Origin of the sequence: Paenibacillus baekrokdamisoli, assembly GCF_003945345.1 — a bacterium.
Classification (GTDB): domain Bacteria; phylum Bacillota; class Bacilli; order Paenibacillales; family Paenibacillaceae; genus Paenibacillus_Z; species Paenibacillus_Z baekrokdamisoli.
The window spans coordinates 6480700-6495196 of record NZ_AP019308.1; the positions used below are offsets into that span (position 1 = coordinate 6480700).

General features: G+C 40.0%; 15 protein-coding genes and 1 pseudogene. 12 read left to right on the forward strand and 4 right to left on the reverse strand.

Features of this window, described 5'->3' with window-relative positions; all coding sequences use genetic code 11:
* Window positions 1-18: 18 nt before the first annotated feature.
* Window positions 19-1176 (reverse strand): YhgE/Pip domain-containing protein, encoded by a 1158-nt coding sequence (locus EKN16_RS28505; RefSeq protein WP_125664562.1) that lies wholly within the window; start codon window positions 1174-1176, stop codon window positions 19-21.
* Window positions 1177-1700: 524 nt separating this feature from the next.
* On the opposite strand from EKN16_RS28505, the gene EKN16_RS28510 reads away from it, so the two are divergent.
* The 3 genes from EKN16_RS28510 to EKN16_RS28520 all read left to right on the forward strand — a co-directional run bounded on the left by EKN16_RS28510 (window position 1701) and on the right by EKN16_RS28520 (window position 4407).
* Window positions 1701-2405 (forward strand): hypothetical protein, encoded by a 705-nt coding sequence (locus EKN16_RS28510; RefSeq protein ID WP_125664564.1) that lies wholly within the window; start codon window positions 1701-1703, stop codon window positions 2403-2405.
* 108 nt (window positions 2406-2513) lie between these two features.
* The gene (locus EKN16_RS28515) at window positions 2514-3944 is read left to right on the forward strand and encodes a serine hydrolase domain-containing protein (protein ID WP_125664566.1); all 1431 of its coding nucleotides are present in this window, start codon (window positions 2514-2516) and stop codon (window positions 3942-3944) included.
* Between the two features lie 16 nt (window positions 3945-3960).
* A complete protein-coding gene (locus EKN16_RS28520; RefSeq protein WP_125664568.1) occupies window positions 3961-4407 on the forward strand; it encodes a PH domain-containing protein in 447 nt (148 codons plus the stop codon).
* Window positions 4408-4658: 251 nt separating this feature from the next.
* Here EKN16_RS28520 and EKN16_RS28525 read toward each other — a convergent pair.
* Window positions 4659-4754: pseudogene (locus EKN16_RS28525) on the reverse strand (hypothetical protein); the annotation flags it as partial.
* An 80-nt stretch (window positions 4755-4834) separates the two neighbouring features.
* Here EKN16_RS28525 and EKN16_RS28530 point away from each other — a divergent pair.
* The 4 genes from EKN16_RS28530 (at window position 4835) to EKN16_RS32730 (ending at window position 7263) form a co-directional block, all read left to right on the forward strand.
* Window positions 4835-5224 carry a MerR family transcriptional regulator gene (locus EKN16_RS28530; protein ID WP_125664570.1) on the forward strand — a complete coding sequence of 130 codons (390 nt, stop codon included), beginning with the start codon at window positions 4835-4837 and terminating at the stop codon, window positions 5222-5224.
* A gap of 120 nt (window positions 5225-5344) precedes the next feature.
* The gene (locus EKN16_RS28535; RefSeq protein WP_125664572.1) at window positions 5345-6535 is read left to right on the forward strand and encodes an MFS transporter; all 1191 of its coding nucleotides are present in this window, start codon (window positions 5345-5347) and stop codon (window positions 6533-6535) included.
* On the forward strand, window positions 6532-6777 hold the full coding sequence (locus EKN16_RS32725; RefSeq protein ID WP_197719113.1) for a hypothetical protein: 246 nt from the start codon (window positions 6532-6534) through the stop codon (window positions 6775-6777). Before EKN16_RS28535 ends, EKN16_RS32725 begins: the two co-directional genes overlap by 4 nt.
* A 192-nt stretch (window positions 6778-6969) precedes the next feature.
* On the forward strand, window positions 6970-7263 hold the full coding sequence (locus EKN16_RS32730) for an FAD-dependent oxidoreductase (protein WP_269462733.1): 294 nt from the start codon (window positions 6970-6972) through the stop codon (window positions 7261-7263).
* Between the two features lie 12 nt (window positions 7264-7275).
* Here EKN16_RS32730 and EKN16_RS28545 read toward each other — a convergent pair whose 3' ends face one another.
* Complete coding sequence (locus tag EKN16_RS28545; RefSeq protein WP_125664574.1) at window positions 7276-7743, reverse strand: hypothetical protein; 468 nt, start codon at window positions 7741-7743, stop codon at window positions 7276-7278.
* Window positions 7744-7920: 177 nt separating this feature from the next.
* Here EKN16_RS28545 and EKN16_RS28550 point away from each other — a divergent pair, with 177 nt between their 5' ends.
* The 4 genes from EKN16_RS28550 (at window position 7921) to EKN16_RS28565 (ending at window position 12580) form a co-directional block, all read left to right on the forward strand.
* Window positions 7921-8382 (forward strand): GyrI-like domain-containing protein, encoded by a 462-nt coding sequence (locus EKN16_RS28550; RefSeq protein WP_164523033.1) that lies wholly within the window; start codon window positions 7921-7923, stop codon window positions 8380-8382.
* Window positions 8383-8646: 264 nt separating this feature from the next.
* Complete coding sequence (locus EKN16_RS28555) at window positions 8647-9066, forward strand: hypothetical protein (RefSeq protein WP_125664578.1); 420 nt, start codon at window positions 8647-8649, stop codon at window positions 9064-9066.
* Window positions 9067-9265: 199 nt separating this feature from the next.
* Window positions 9266-10147 (forward strand): serine/threonine-protein kinase, encoded by an 882-nt coding sequence (locus EKN16_RS28560; RefSeq protein ID WP_125664580.1) that lies wholly within the window; start codon window positions 9266-9268, stop codon window positions 10145-10147.
* A gap of 822 nt (window positions 10148-10969) precedes the next feature.
* Complete coding sequence (locus EKN16_RS28565) at window positions 10970-12580, forward strand: S-layer homology domain-containing protein (RefSeq protein ID WP_232016062.1); 1611 nt, start codon at window positions 10970-10972, stop codon at window positions 12578-12580.
* A 206-nt stretch (window positions 12581-12786) separates the two neighbouring features.
* On the opposite strand, the gene EKN16_RS28570 is transcribed toward EKN16_RS28565, so the two are convergent.
* Entirely contained in the window at window positions 12787-13704 is a 918-nt protein-coding gene (locus EKN16_RS28570; RefSeq protein ID WP_125664584.1) for a hypothetical protein, read from the reverse strand.
* Between the two features lie 180 nt (window positions 13705-13884).
* On the opposite strand from EKN16_RS28570, the gene EKN16_RS28575 reads away from it, so the two are divergent.
* Window positions 13885-14457: a nucleoside/nucleotide kinase family protein gene (locus EKN16_RS28575; protein ID WP_125664586.1), complete on the forward strand. Its 573-nt coding sequence runs from the start codon at window positions 13885-13887 to the stop codon at window positions 14455-14457.
* Window positions 14458-14497 lie beyond the last annotated feature (40 nt).

Consider the following 14497-nt stretch of genomic DNA (forward strand, 5'->3'; position numbering starts at 1 on the left):
TCTATTCCTCCTTCTAAATTAGCTCTGTTTCGCAACAACCCCGGATGGCTGTAAAACTGGCTGACGTTTTAGTGCAACAGCAAGGGCGCTAATTATGATCGCCACTGTGGTAATCAGAAGAAGTGCACCCACTTCGCTTCCTACCCCTGGCCCACCAAATAGTGTATTCATCGCGCCTTCAACCGCATAAGTAGCTGGAAGTACGTTGCCAAGTCCAACAAAGAAGCCCGACAGCAATTCACGCGGCACAATAGCACCGGATGTAACAAGCTGCGCCGACAATAAAATAATATTAAACAGCATGCCGGTCAGACCGAATAGATACAGGAACATCTGGGATACAAACATGAAAGTAACCACGAATAGAAATTGGAACAACCACAGTTGCAGGAATCCTTGTTCAGTCTGCCCGCCGAACGCTACAATTAGCGACGAACCAACCAGAGATACAATGATTGCAGCCAATACATTAATTACACTCCTTGCACCGAATCGGTTCCAACGTCCAACATGCGCTCGAATAGCCATTGCTGACTGCTCGATATTCATTCCCATGATCATTGCACCGACAAAAGAAGCCAGCACCAACATCATCGGTGCCATTTGATTATTCATTCCCTTTACTGCATTTACTGTTTGAATATCACTCGTTACACGCGACGACAATCCCTGTGCTGCTGCTGCTGCCTGTTCAGACGGCATATTAGCAGCTCCTAGAGCGGACTCTACCCCTGCGGCTACTGCATTTTGATTCACCTGAGAGGTAACTGTCGTTGCAACTCCACTCATAATGCTCTTAATTAATGCCGGATTCGAACCATTAATAAAATATTTCACTGCTGCTTGACTATCTGCTGCAGATGCTTTCGATGTGAAATCCGCTGGAATATAGATAATCATTTGCAAATCGCGTTCATCTAACTGACGTTTCGCGTCTTCCAGATTATCAATCTGTGACATTTGAAAAGGGAGTTCTTTCTCCAGCTTGCCCGCGACTTGTTGTCCCAATTGTTGATCCTCATTCACAATCGCAATGCTTAATTGATCAGTACGATCCGTTATACCATTATATCCTGTCATCCAAATAACTGAAAATATAACTTGGAACATAATTGCCGTAATAATGCCTACCATTGTCGTAGGGCGCTTCATAAGTGCTTGTAATGCCTGTTTCATTTTGTCATCACTCCTAGTTATCTTTTTTAAACGTTTGTTTTAAACAATTGTTTAAATTCTCTGTTTGTATTATATTCGACAAACAATTTGATTGTCAATTTTATTTTCTTCACAACAAATTATGTCTGTCTTAGTCAATCACAAAAGGCCGCCCTGATTTCTGAGGCCACTGAAAAAGTCCAGAATCAAAGGAGGTTAGTTATTTATAAAGGGTTTTGTGAAGAGCTGAAGAATACGTATACTTTAAACAAACTACTTTTAAAAAAGGGTGAATCCCGATGATAGGTAGATTAGCTTCGAAAAGCTCAACATTTCGTTATTGAAGAAGAGCAAGAGATTGCCGCTTGTGCGGGTGCATTTATTAAAGACGACCCATTCAGCTTCATCACAGCAATTCCAGTCGATGAAATACTTATGTATATGGCTTTGATTTTGACTATATATTCGGCCTATAACTACATTAAGAATAACTATCACATGCTCAGACTTGATTCTTGATTTAAGAATGGAAGGAGGGATGATAGTTGGGTTTAATTCTTTGGGTTAGTTTCCTTGTTTTATTATTAGTGTCGTATGTTGACCAAAGAAAAACCATGGATGCAAAAAACTGGCTAATGGTTATTGGGGTGTATTTCGTTTGTGAATTTTCTGTCAATCTCTTTGGTTTGGTGATTCCTGTTGGTTTTATAATTGCATTATTGTATGTGAAAAAGAAGATAAACTTCCCTTTATCAAAAGCTCTTATTTTTGGATTGATTTCCGTCTATGCCATTTCCTACGCCCCTAAGATTACTTTTAACCAAATTAAAGAAATTTCTCAAACTAGTCGTTATTCAAATGAATTTAATCAAATTAAATCCGTATCTAATTTTTCCTCAGAGTCAGATATTAATGCTGTGCTTAAAACGGCTGCAGAAGGTTTAAAAGATAAAAATCCCGCGTCCGAAATACGAATAGAAGATCCTCATGTTACATTCAGTATATGGGCTCTCAATCATAAAAATATTGCAATTAAAGACTTAGATTGGTTATGGTATGAGGCCCCAAGGGAATTACATTATTATTGGCAATCCAATCGTCCTGAACCATTGATTGATATGGAATATGTTATTTTTCATGATGTTGGGTACATGGGTGTTTTTCAAAGGGATGATACAAACAGTCCATTTTATCTTCGAACGATCTATGAGTTTGATAGACTTAAAATGAATAATGTGTCAATACCTTAACCTGATGATGCTCCTGAAAGTCGATATCTTGCTTCCCATATAAGTGAAAGTAGATATAAGGAGAAAGCAACAACGAGGGATAGGATCCGAAAAGAGGATGTGATCTTGATGAAAGAGATACAAACGGATTATCCAGAGAATCATGGTCTTTCTTCTAGGTCATTACTTATGTTTTTCTCACGTATGGAACAATTAAATCTCCATGTAAATAGTTTTGTTCTCTTGCAAAATGGCAAAGCTACGGCTCAGTTCTATAGAAAGCCTTATCGTAAAGAACGTCCCCAACTCTTATTTTCACTCAGCAAGAGCTTTACATCCATTGCAATCGGAATTGCTCGAGATGAAGGATACCTGGACTTAAGTGAATCCGTTATATCATTTTTTCCAGACAAATTGCCAGATTCGATATCGGAGAACTTGTCGCAAATGACGATACATCATCTTTTATCCATGAATGCTGGTCATCATGATAATATTTATGGCTATGTGGCACAAGAAACCGATTGGGTTAAGGCATTTTTATCGGCTGAAGTAGAGCATAGGCCAGGAACCTATTACCGCTATAGTACACATTCAACCTACATGTTATCGGCTATAATCGAAAAAGTTACCGCCCAACCTTTAACCGATTATCTCATGCCTCGCTTGTTTGAGCCCTTGGGTATCTCACGACCATCGTGGGAAACTTGTCCGATGGGTGTTGCTGCTGGAGGAATGGGACTCAGTATTCCAACCGAAGGTATAGCTAAATTCGGTCAGATGCTGCTTAACAAAGGGGTATTCAATGGACAAAGAATTGTTTCAGAGTCCTACATAGATCTGGCAACCAAAGAGCAAAGCGATACAAGAAGAGACGAAGAAAGAATTGATTTCTCACAAGGCTATGGGTATCAGTTTTTCTTGTGTCGTGATGGATGCTTCATGGGGAATGGCGGGTACGGCCAATTTTGCTTTGTAGCGCCACAATCCAATATTGTTATCGCAGGTACATCAAGCTTCTCAAGTATGAAACAGCTTCAGACACTGCTCGATCTCTTTTATGAACATATCCTCGGGAATATAAACAAAGATGTTCTGCAAAGTAAGGCTGATCAGCAATCGTTACAGAAATATCTTTCAGCTATGACTTATCCGTTCACCAAACCGCAGTCGCCATCTATCAATTGCATACAATTACAAGACCGTCACTATTCATTAAAGGATAATCCCCAGCATATCTCGCAGCTTAGCTTTTTTTCAAAAGATGAGCACGTAGAGTTTCAAATGACCTATGAGGACGAGACTGTTAAGTCATATAAATGTGAATTGGATTGTCTAGTCACCTCAAGTGATCTATTTGTTAAGGATTTAGCTCTACATCAACAAGAGGTAGTTACTCATGCCTGTTGGAAGGAAGCAAACAAACTAATCATTACGAGAGTGTACATTGAAACACCGTACGTGGTTACGTACTCTATTTCATTCACTGATAACAGGGTAGAGTTAATTTGTACTTCTAATGTGTCTGAAGAATATAAATTGCTCGGAATTTTAGTTTAAAGGAGGGACTTCGCCAATGACCTTTAAAACCAAAAGAGATCGCTTTTTTATCAATTTGTGGGTGGGATTACTATTATTTATTAATGTGATCTTCCTTGTCCCCCTGATCTTCTCACCGCCGAAAGCAGGTGAGCTATTAACTGTCATCATTCTGGATATCATCATAACGGGATTTTTAGCTTGGATAGCCATCGATATAAAGTATGTATTGTTACAAGACCATTTGGTTGTAAAGGGTGGGTTGTTTAAGTCCAGGATTCAATACCGGGATATAACCAGAATTACAAGAAACCCTAATATATGGGTAGGTTATAAAATCTTATTTTCTCAAGATGCATTGGAAGTTCACTATAAGACAGGAATCTTGGGGAGTGTCATTATCTCTCCAGTCGATAAGGAATTATTCATTAATGAAATGAAAAAACGTAATGGGAATTTGAAAGTTGAAGGGGGAATTTACTGACATTGAGGAGGAATCAACGGAGTCATGATGCTTTCTTTCGAAAAAGAATCAAGTAAATTTCAGGTCAGAGTTTGCTGATCCTGTTGTTGATAATTATAAGTAGATGGAAAAATACTGTATACGGACTCTTTTAATTTGTTCAAGGACATTTTTAATCTCTTTCCCCTCCCATAATCACAAACGCCTACATTATACGGATACGCGTACCCTGCTTATTGAGTCAACAGATGGACAAAAAGCAAATTCGTTACAATGGCAAATCCTATCTCAGCAATTAAATTTGATGCTTCCGCACCCACAATTTGAGCACCGATGATACGCCCCGTTTCATTTTCCGCGATAATTTTACTCGCGGATCGTTTACGTTAGGATACATAAAAATAAAAGTGCTTGCTTTAGAGTGAACTCGAAAGTATATACTGTTGTTATGGAAAAGTTATTAACAATTCGACAGGTTGCTGACGTTACGGGTCTTAGTGTTCACACGTTGCGTTATTACGAAAATATTGGTCTTCTTAGCTCAATCCATCGCAATAAAAATGGTTACCGCTGTTATTCAAAAGAAGACATCATCTGGATTGAGTTTTTGAATCGACTGAAAGCCACAGGAATGCCAATCAACAAAATGCTCGAAATCGCCGAGCTAAGGTGGCGAGGCGATTCAACTTTAACTGAAAGGAGAATTCTTCTCGAGGAGCACTACAAAGAAGTTCAACAACATATGATTGAGCTTAACCAAAATTTGAATTTGCTTGCAGATAAGATCGTGACGTATAAGGTAATGGAGAAAAATTACATGCTTAACATAACAGAATGAGTCTGACCATAATATCCATCAACCATTGGGTATTGTTTGGTCGCCAATTCATGAAATACATTTTATCCCTTACATGTATTTTGTTGTTTATTCATTGAAACTAAGGAGAATTTTAATTCTATGAAAAAGTCATATATTTCCTCTATCATCGCCATCGGCATATTTGGAATAATTAATACCGAACTTGGCGTTGTGGGTACTTTACCACAGATTACTCAGCACTTCCGAATCAGTGTTTCGCAAGCAGGATTACTTGTAAGTCTGTTCGCTCTCGTCATTGCCATTTTCGGTCCATTTATGACTTTATTATTTTCAGGGGTAAATCGCAAAAATATCTTGGCTGGAGTACTTGCTATTTTTGCAATATCTAATCTTGGCTCAGCATTCGCCCCCAACTACACGGTTCTATTACTTTTTCGAATTCTACCTGCTTTTCTTCATCCCGTTTATTTTTCGGTCGCTTTTACGGCGGCTGCGAGTTCTGTCCCAAAAGATCAAAGTACCAAAGCAGTGGCCAAAGTATTTACTGGCGTGACTGTAGGAATGGTCTTAGGAATTCCGATCACTTCATTTATTGGAAATCAATTTTCTCTTGAATCATCATTTTTATTCTCAGCGGTTATCAATGCTATTACATGTATGAGTATTTTAAGCTGGATCCCCTCCATGCCAGTAAAAGAAAAAATGTCCTATGGGAAACAATTGAAAGTTTTGGTAAAACCCCAATTATGGCTTAATATTGCAACTGCATGTTTGATTATGGCAGCTTTATTCGCCGTATACAGCTATTTTGCAGAATATCTAGGGAAAGTGACAAACATGAAGGGTACAACGATAAGTGTCATGTTAATTCTATTTGGAGCGAGTGGTGTTTACGGCAATATACAAGCTGGTAAACTATTAAGTAAAAGCATCGTTAAAACTACCATTTTTTATCCTTTGGTATTGGGAATGATCTATTTATTGATATTTTATGCGGGAACCTACACGATTCCGATGATTGTTATTATCATTGCATGGGGAGTTGTTTTCACAAGCGGTCTCATAATAAGCCAGACTTGGCTAACCTCTGAGGCCTCAGAAGCGCCTGAGTTTGCAAATAGCTTGTTTGTATCTTTTGGAAATCTAGGTGTCTCATTAGGTACCACCTCGGGGGGGTGGTTTCTATCCCAGATGGGAACGCATCAGATTATATGGAGCGGTGTATTGTTTCTGATGCTTGCTTTCATCTGCATTGGATTAAAAATCAGGCTTTTTGATCCGAAACGGGATAAAATTTTACTAGTAAAGAATATCACCAGCAACGAATGAACGCTGGCTCAATGGCCCTTATCGGCGACGAGCCCGACCGAGGGCTCCGTCGTCACGCTCTCTTCCGCAATTTCCAAGACCACTTGACTTATAATCTGGATTTACTCTATTTCCTTTGCAATGATAAGCGCATACCCGAGGTCATACGTAATGAGGCGCGGCAATGGGGGTTGCCGGCTGACGAATATACGGATTTCGGAGGCTGGTCTCCACAGCTTACATCCGCAAAGCGCGGAGAATGATTTCGGACCTAGTGATGACTGAAGACGACTGCCGTGGCTACCTACCTCAAAGTGTCCGATCCCGCTGGGCTCGCCGCTTATCAGATGGACTCTCACAACTGCCGGCGCATCGTCATTGATGGCCGTTGCATCAATGAAGGCAACGTTGAGGTTCGTCCTTCCGGCCCCTCCCCAATTTCGTACTGATCCATCATTCCCAAGTGCGAAGAATGCCTCAACCTGCTGGTGCCCGTCCGCCTCTCCTCCTGCCATATCGCGTTCGGCTCGATCCGGATGGAGCTAGTGTTCATGACCCTGGGACAATTGGCGGCTACCGCAGCGGCGCTAGCCATCCAGCACGGCACATCGATTCAGGATGTCGATTACGCCGATCTTATTACATTTTATTCGGTACCCTGCCCGTTACTTGAACTAAGAAAAAGGAGCCTTCATACGGCAAGCTCCTCCACTATCGTTCCTAAGTTAGTTGAACTTTTCCAGCAATAACTATTCCCTCGTTTAGGCAACCTTTCTGAATCGGCATAATAAGTGAAAAGATTTTGACAAACAAGCATCCACTCGACTACCAGGACTAAAAAAATACGAAAGCAGAGCTGAAAGAAAAGCCGATATAATAATCGCATATAAAATTGGGCAGAAAATCCAACCTAATTGAGTCCTGATTAAACGACCATCATAAATGGGAGCAAAAGTACCCAATAGATTGTATAGTGGTAAGGGTACATTTAAAAAGTACGTAATATTACTTACCTCTCTATATTGATACATCATAAATGAAACAAACGATAAGCCGAAAAAGAGAGTACTTGTTCCACCGTATACCCATAGATAGCGAAGCCCTTCATCTCCCGACCATGGAATCCAATAATAATCACCAAGATAAGTGTAAAAGGCAAAATTTAAGATCATAGTCGTTACAATATTAATAACCCCGGCAAATATAAGTTTTTTTGTCTCTATTTTCAAGCAAAGACTCCTTTTCTACTCAATTTGTATTAATTAGAAAATAACACCTTAATTCTGGATGGATAAGTACTATCTTTTCCTAGTACCAATCCTAAAAGATCACCTATCCACCGTCAGCAAATGGGCAGACGTTCTTTGAGCAATCGCACAAATCCAAAATGAGAGATGGTTAAAAAAATGTCCATCAATGTTGTTGTAAAGGAATTTTTAGCAGTAGGTACAAGGCACACCTGCCCTAGTAACAAAAATCCAATTGAAATTCCAAATGCAATTGAGCAATTAAAAAAACGGTTAAATGAAATCCCTAACCGCACTGGTAAAGGACTTATTATGTTTGAACCGACGGAGTCTGATGAAATTCCGACATGGTTTGTTACTGCTGAAGTATCAGAACTAGGGGATATTCCAAAGGATATGGTTGTTCAAAAAATTCCTGAACAGATGTATGCAACCTATAAGCACAAGGGCTCAGCTACTAAGTTTGGCGAGACATATTCCATCCTGCACTCATGGATTCTTGAAAATGGCGACTACGACCACGGTTATATGGTTGAGCAGCAAGATGACGGATTCGATGTTTTTTCAAATGATTTTACAGCAGATGTTTATGCTCCATTTAAACCCAAACAAAGTCATTGATTCACTCTACCCTGAATCTGTGACGATCTACGTCTCCGTGTCCTTTTCGTTCTGGATGCTCTTCCAATCAGATGCAGTCGACGAAGCATATTGTAAGCAAATAAGCCAAGATAAAGAACGAGGTCATTCGTAGCAAACTTCCCAGAGAGTAGACGTTCGAGATCCAGTTCAGATTGAAGTAATTTCTGTTTCAATCGATTTTAAATTTACTATTTCAAATTAATAAATTATTGAATCCATACTAACCAAATTGGAGTATTCACTTTGAGAAAATTTAAAATTCTGCTTTTTTTAATCTTGATATTTGTAACAGGTTGCTCGAACTCTCAAAACATTTCAATTACGTATTTAGACTTAAAATCTGCAGATGGAAACATTCAGAAATGGATCGAAAAAAATAGAAAAATGAATGGGATCTATCTTGGAAAGAACATTACTAATAATGAGGGGGATATATACTATCTGTATATTAATTATTCAATTCCTGTTACTAAAAAATTCTCTATTAACGCTGTTTCAATAGATTCAAACTCCAGTAGCTCGATAAACATAAATGTTAGACCAAGACCATCAGATCAAAAAAGTGAAAAATTATTTTATATAAAGGTAAAAGAGTCATCCTTAAAAAAAATTATCCTTAATGGTGAAGATATTAACACTTCATCAATCGCTTCCATACAATAAGAAATGAAAAAAGGAAAACCTTTTAGTTTGCTATGGTTAAACGGATAATGATAGCTTTATAAAAAGCAGTGGTAGTCTAAGACTTTATTTTTAGAGTTCTAACTCGCCGCTGCTTTTCTTTTTCATTCAGTTTAATGCTTATTTTTAGAGGGTTGACCATGAAACGAATTTTGGAAGTAATAATAAGAGGAGGAGACCAATGATAGAAAAGCTCTTTACCATTCAATTAGAGGATGTCGTGTTTCAGGTCCAGGAAGAGCATGATTTTAGTTGGCTGCAGATGCTAGGTCATGTGTTCTGTGTTTTCGACCAACAAGATTCCGGAAACATTAGCTTCGGTGTCGAGAAAGACGGTGATAGGCGATTCATTAAATATGCAGGCGCAAAACCTCTTCATTTTGCAGGTGACAAACATAACGCCATTCAAAGTTTAAGAGATGCGGTTCATCTTTACGATGAATTAAGCCATCCATGCCTGATCGAGTTGATTGATCATTTCGAAATCGGATCTGGATATGCCGCTGTTTTCAAATGGTTCGAAGGGGAGTCTCTTCATGCACATTGGTCTTATCCGCCTCCAGCCAAATATAATAATCCCGCATCCCCTTATTACCGCTTTAGACAATTAACAGTAGAGCAAAGAATAGTCTCATTGGCAAATATTTATTCGTTCCATGTAGATGTGGAGAATAGAGGCTGGGTCGCCGTTGATTTCTATGACGGGAGTCTAATCTGTGATTTCAAAAGCAACGAAACAAAAATCTGTGACATTGATCTTTACCAAAGGAAACCATTTATCAATACGATGGGCAGACTCTGGGGGTCTTCACGATTTATGTCACCAGAAGAGTTTGTTATGGATGCTCAGATTGATGAACGAACGAATGTATTTACCATGGGAGCGGTAGCATTCGCTCTGATCGGTGGGGAGCTTGATCGTTCCTTTACGAAGTGGGAAGCAGGGAAAGGACTTTATGAGGTTGCATTAAGGGCTGTGAATCCAGATAGGGAGTTAAGATACACGAATGTAGCTGAGTTTAAAGCAGCTTGGGATGAAGTGAAAACCTTAAATAAGGAGTGATTATTTGTTAATAAATTGGCTTCTTATATCAATTTTTGCTTTTCTTATATTTAGATTGTTCAGTTTTTACACAAAAACGTATTGGAAAAACGACATATTAATTGCTGTATCTCAAGGACTTGTTATTTCATGTATTATTATACTCTATATATTTTTTCGAAGCTTAATGAACCAATTAAGATGCTTCCCAGTTCAGAAATTTCGACAGTGATGGAAAGCAAGCTGCCGACCCAAGTAGGTGTTATTCTCATGCCACAGCTTGTCTCAGAAATTGCTCATACTCCTTAGAAATATTATGTACAACAAACCTTATAAATATTACCACATGCGTTTATTCAATCTCTCCAAGAATCATCGGTTGAGGAAAAGAGCCGTCTTCCCAGTGAAGGTGGCTCTTCGCGTTCTTACTTATAGCATTCCATTGCTGTATAGCTTCTCAATACGCATGAATCCTACGACTCATAACCTTCCACACAATGCGATTATGCTGTTCAGCTCTAAGGGCCCTCACCTTTAAACTGTTCAGTACTTCTATTGCTTCCTCAAGATATTCATGATCTCCAAAAATCTCGTATAGTCTCATGTAATCATTATATTCGTCCAGGTATTCATTAATAGTAGAAGAGCTCATATCCATCACTCCCTCATAGATTCATAATAGATTAGCAATATTAAATGCAGCTTAGGACCAGCTTAGAACTAGCTTAATCCTTAGTAGTTCTGAGGTTGAAAGTGAACTACCAATATTTGAATCGTGTGTAATTGAACTATATTTGTTAAGATACGGAGAATTCAGTCTCTTCTGATAGAAGGAGAATCTTCGTGAAACGCAAAATAGGTAGGATAGCATTGTTAGCAGTCGTCGGTCTTTATTTGGCGAGTTATTTACTGCAGCATGCTTCGGCTCAAAGTGCAATGCCTTACAACGATATATCCAGCAGCTTCGCAAAAAGTGAAATCATAGATTTATATGAGAAAAATATTATAACTGGTACGTCAGCATCAACCTTTTCTCCGACCCAATCGATTACCCGTGCCGAATTCGTAACGGTGTTGGATAGGATGCTCAGGCTCCATCCGGTGAGCAGTCCCGTTTCTCCATTTACGGATGTCTCCAAGAGTGCCTGGTATTACGGATGGATTCAAGCGGCGGTGCAGCTTGGTTTGGCAGAAGGTACAAGCGCAAGTACATTTGCTCCGGCGAAGTCGGTAACAAGGCAGGAGGCAGCTGCTCTGTTAGCCCGCGCATTAAAACAACCTGAGGCTGTAACGAGTGTCTCTAAGGGTTTTAAGGATTCTAGCCTCATTGCAGCTTGGGCGAAGGCACCCATTGGCACGATGCAGAAGCTAGGTTTGATGAAAGGCGACAATACCGGCAAGTTTCGTCCGAACGATTCGATAACCAGGCAGGAAACCGCTGTTATGATTGATCGAGTTTTGCAAAATAACAGCTGGTCGGCTGAGCTCAAATCCAAGGCACAAGACACCGTTCAGCTGGGGTGGCAGTACGACCAAACAACGTCGGAATATGAACAAAGCGTCCTGCAATCGAATGTGAATACATTGTCTCCACGGTGGTATTTCATGGGAAACTCAGGCGCTATAACAGACAATACGGATTCGTCACTCATTACTTGGGCTAAGAAGAACAAGAAAAAAGTTTGGGCAATGGTTGGCAATCGGAGCAATCAAGAAGTTACGCATCAAGTTTTGTCGGACTCCACTTCCAGAAACCAAGTGATTAATAATTTGACGGCGATTGTCAAAAGATATGGATTAGACGGACTTAATATCGATTTTGAAAATGTAGCTCCTGAAGATCGCGCTGTGATGACGACGTTTATTACGGATTTGAGTGAGAAGCTTCACGCTATTGACGCCGTTCTAGCTGTCAACGTCTCTCCGGATCTGGAGTGGGATTGGACAGAGGCGTTCGATTATGCCGAATTGGGCAAACATGCCGATTACATCGTGATGATGGGCTACGACGAACATTGGAGCGGAGGCACAGTAGCGGGCTCAGTTGCATCCTTGCCTTTTGTGGAGAGTGCAATAAACAAGCTGCTTAAAGCTGTATCGAATGAAAAGGTCATTTTGGCAATGCCTTACTACAATCTGGACTGGACCTTGAATGAGAGTGGAGGCGTTTCGTCTGCCGATTTCATTACACTCATCGAGCAAAACCAGCTTATAAATACATACTCGTCTAAGCTGGTATGGGATTCCAGCGGTGGACAGTATACGACTAGTTATACGAAAAACCGCGTAAAGCATAGCATTTGGATAGAAGACGGCCGTTCATTAACCGCGAAATATAAATTGGCTGCAAATAATCATATTGCGGGCACGGCCTTTTGGTATGTGGGCAGTGAAAGCCCTGACATATGGACTAGCTTGAGCAATGCTGAGCTATTTTTCGGCTATTCTTTCTAGTGTCTAAGGTACTTCTATAATTTACTAGGAGTTAGACATCAAGGTAAGTCTGAACAGACGGTACATGAAGTACCAGTATTTTTTTCCGTTTTATGTAAAATAAGAGGGTGTACCTAGGTCATGTTAATGACTTTGGGACAGCCTCTTATTTTAGCTTGAATTCATGAATTGAAAACGATAGATTTGAAGGACCTGCATCTCGTCTTCTATTTTTGTAGTGGTTCGACTTGAGACATCCAGTTCACATAATCACGTTCATGAGTAGTAGTCTCGTCGCTCAGAAATTGCTCATACTCCGCCACAAATCCATCGTCAACCTTGCTTTGGGCAGCCCATTTAGAAAATGTGGGAAACTGTTTCTTGGCATCACCCAATTTGTTTAGCAGCAAATAGGCGGATAACAAGGAATCTAGCGTCATTTCACTTGGATCGTCTTGGAATGCCCTTTCACGCTGCTTAAGCCGAGCTTCCCAATAGTGATGAGTTAAGGCTGGGCTTGGTTTATATTGATTGTCCTTCCACTGGTAGATCGCTACCAAAGCAGGTGAGAGCGGCACTTCACCATAAGAAGGAAAGCCCACGAGCTCCATACTGCCGCTACCGTCAACATCCTCAAACCATGCTTCGATATTATCGTGCATGGTCACCTGCATACTTCCATCCAACTCTTCCACAATGATGCTTGCAGAATTAGGTCGGTTATCTGCTAGTGTAAATAGGAAAGCTGGCCGATTGTTCTGCTCTACACCTTGCGACCAAATGTTCTCTTCCTCCGCTGCTTTCATTCCGCCTTCCATGGTAACACCGGCTTTTAAGCTGTCAAATAGGACCCGTTTATTCTTTTTGATTACAAATCGCGTGTAATCGAATTCACCCTCGTTCCAGTAATTAATTTCGTATACTTGTCCGTATAATGCGATGGAGTCCGTATGTACGGCGCCTGTGGGCAAACCGGTATCTTCTTCTTGTTTGGTATCTGTCTGTGCAGAGGGAACATTGATGGTAGTGGTCAAATTGGCTGCCGTGGCAGGATGAGAACTGTTCGATGCCTGGTCATGATTCGTACAGGCGCCCAATGACAAGAGAACTAGTGCTAAAGCGAGGGGGATTATAATGCGTTTCATTCGTTTCAACTCCGATGTTGGCATGTATAGCTGATTGAACTATAACTTAACTTTATTTATAATAGTGTAAATCATTGTAAATACCAAGACTGGGAATTCTTCTGCGACACAAAACTTAATAGCAATAATTTTCTGAACTAGTTTGTAAATCGGTCGATAATATGAAAGTAGGTACGAGCTATGAGTATTACCGTTGTTTCGATTAGTGGACCATCAGGTTCAGGTAAAAGCAGTCTAGTCCATGCAGTTATTCAACGTCTTCCAAATGCATGTTCACTCCATTTTGATGATTATAAAGAAACTACAACGTTCCCCGCAGATTTGTCAAAATGGGTAAGTGACGGCTGTAATCCAGATGATTTTATAACCCCCAAACTGGTTGAAGACTTGCGAGCCATACGTACTCAGCAGCAAGATATTAATGGTTTAGTTATTGTCGAAGAGCCTTTCGGCAGGGGACGAACTGCAATGTCTGGACTTATCGACTATGTGGTTTGCATAGATATTCCACTGGAGATTGCTTTTGCGCGGACTGTGAAAAGGGCAGCGCAAACTGTTCCAGAGGATGTTGAAGTATCTGTATTATTAAACAGTATTGTTGAATATGTTGATCAATATCTTTCAGTGAGCAGGCATACCTATGCATTAGTGAATGAGAACGTAAAGAAAGATTGTAATCTGGTTGTAGATGGTACAAAAGATATTGATGATCTAGCGAATGAGATTGTCACTGCATTACAAAAGCAAAAATGAGGAAGGGGCAATTAGAATGGCAATACAATTAAAAGTAGTT

Excerpts from the sequence above, each read along its gene's own strand:
- EKN16_RS28505 (WP_125664562.1), bottom strand. The coding sequence starts at position 1,176 with ATGAAACAGGCATTACAAGCACTTATGAAGCGCCCTACGACAATGGTA.
- EKN16_RS28515 (WP_125664566.1), top strand. The coding sequence starts at position 2,514 with ATGAAAGAGATACAAACGGATTATCCAGAGAATCATGGTCTTTCTTCT.
- EKN16_RS28520 (WP_125664568.1), top strand. The coding sequence starts at position 3,961 with ATGACCTTTAAAACCAAAAGAGATCGCTTTTTTATCAATTTGTGGGTG.
- EKN16_RS28530 (WP_125664570.1), top strand. The coding sequence starts at position 4,835 with ATGGAAAAGTTATTAACAATTCGACAGGTTGCTGACGTTACGGGTCTT.
- EKN16_RS28535 (WP_125664572.1), top strand. The coding sequence starts at position 5,345 with ATGAAAAAGTCATATATTTCCTCTATCATCGCCATCGGCATATTTGGA.
- EKN16_RS32725 (WP_197719113.1), top strand. The coding sequence starts at position 6,532 with ATGAACGCTGGCTCAATGGCCCTTATCGGCGACGAGCCCGACCGAGGG.
- EKN16_RS28550 (WP_164523033.1), top strand. The coding sequence starts at position 7,921 with ATGTCCATCAATGTTGTTGTAAAGGAATTTTTAGCAGTAGGTACAAGG.
- EKN16_RS28560 (WP_125664580.1), top strand. The coding sequence starts at position 9,266 with ATGATAGAAAAGCTCTTTACCATTCAATTAGAGGATGTCGTGTTTCAG.
- EKN16_RS28570 (WP_125664584.1), bottom strand. The coding sequence starts at position 13,704 with ATGAAACGCATTATAATCCCCCTCGCTTTAGCACTAGTTCTCTTGTCA.
- EKN16_RS28575 (WP_125664586.1), top strand. The coding sequence starts at position 13,885 with ATGAGTATTACCGTTGTTTCGATTAGTGGACCATCAGGTTCAGGTAAA.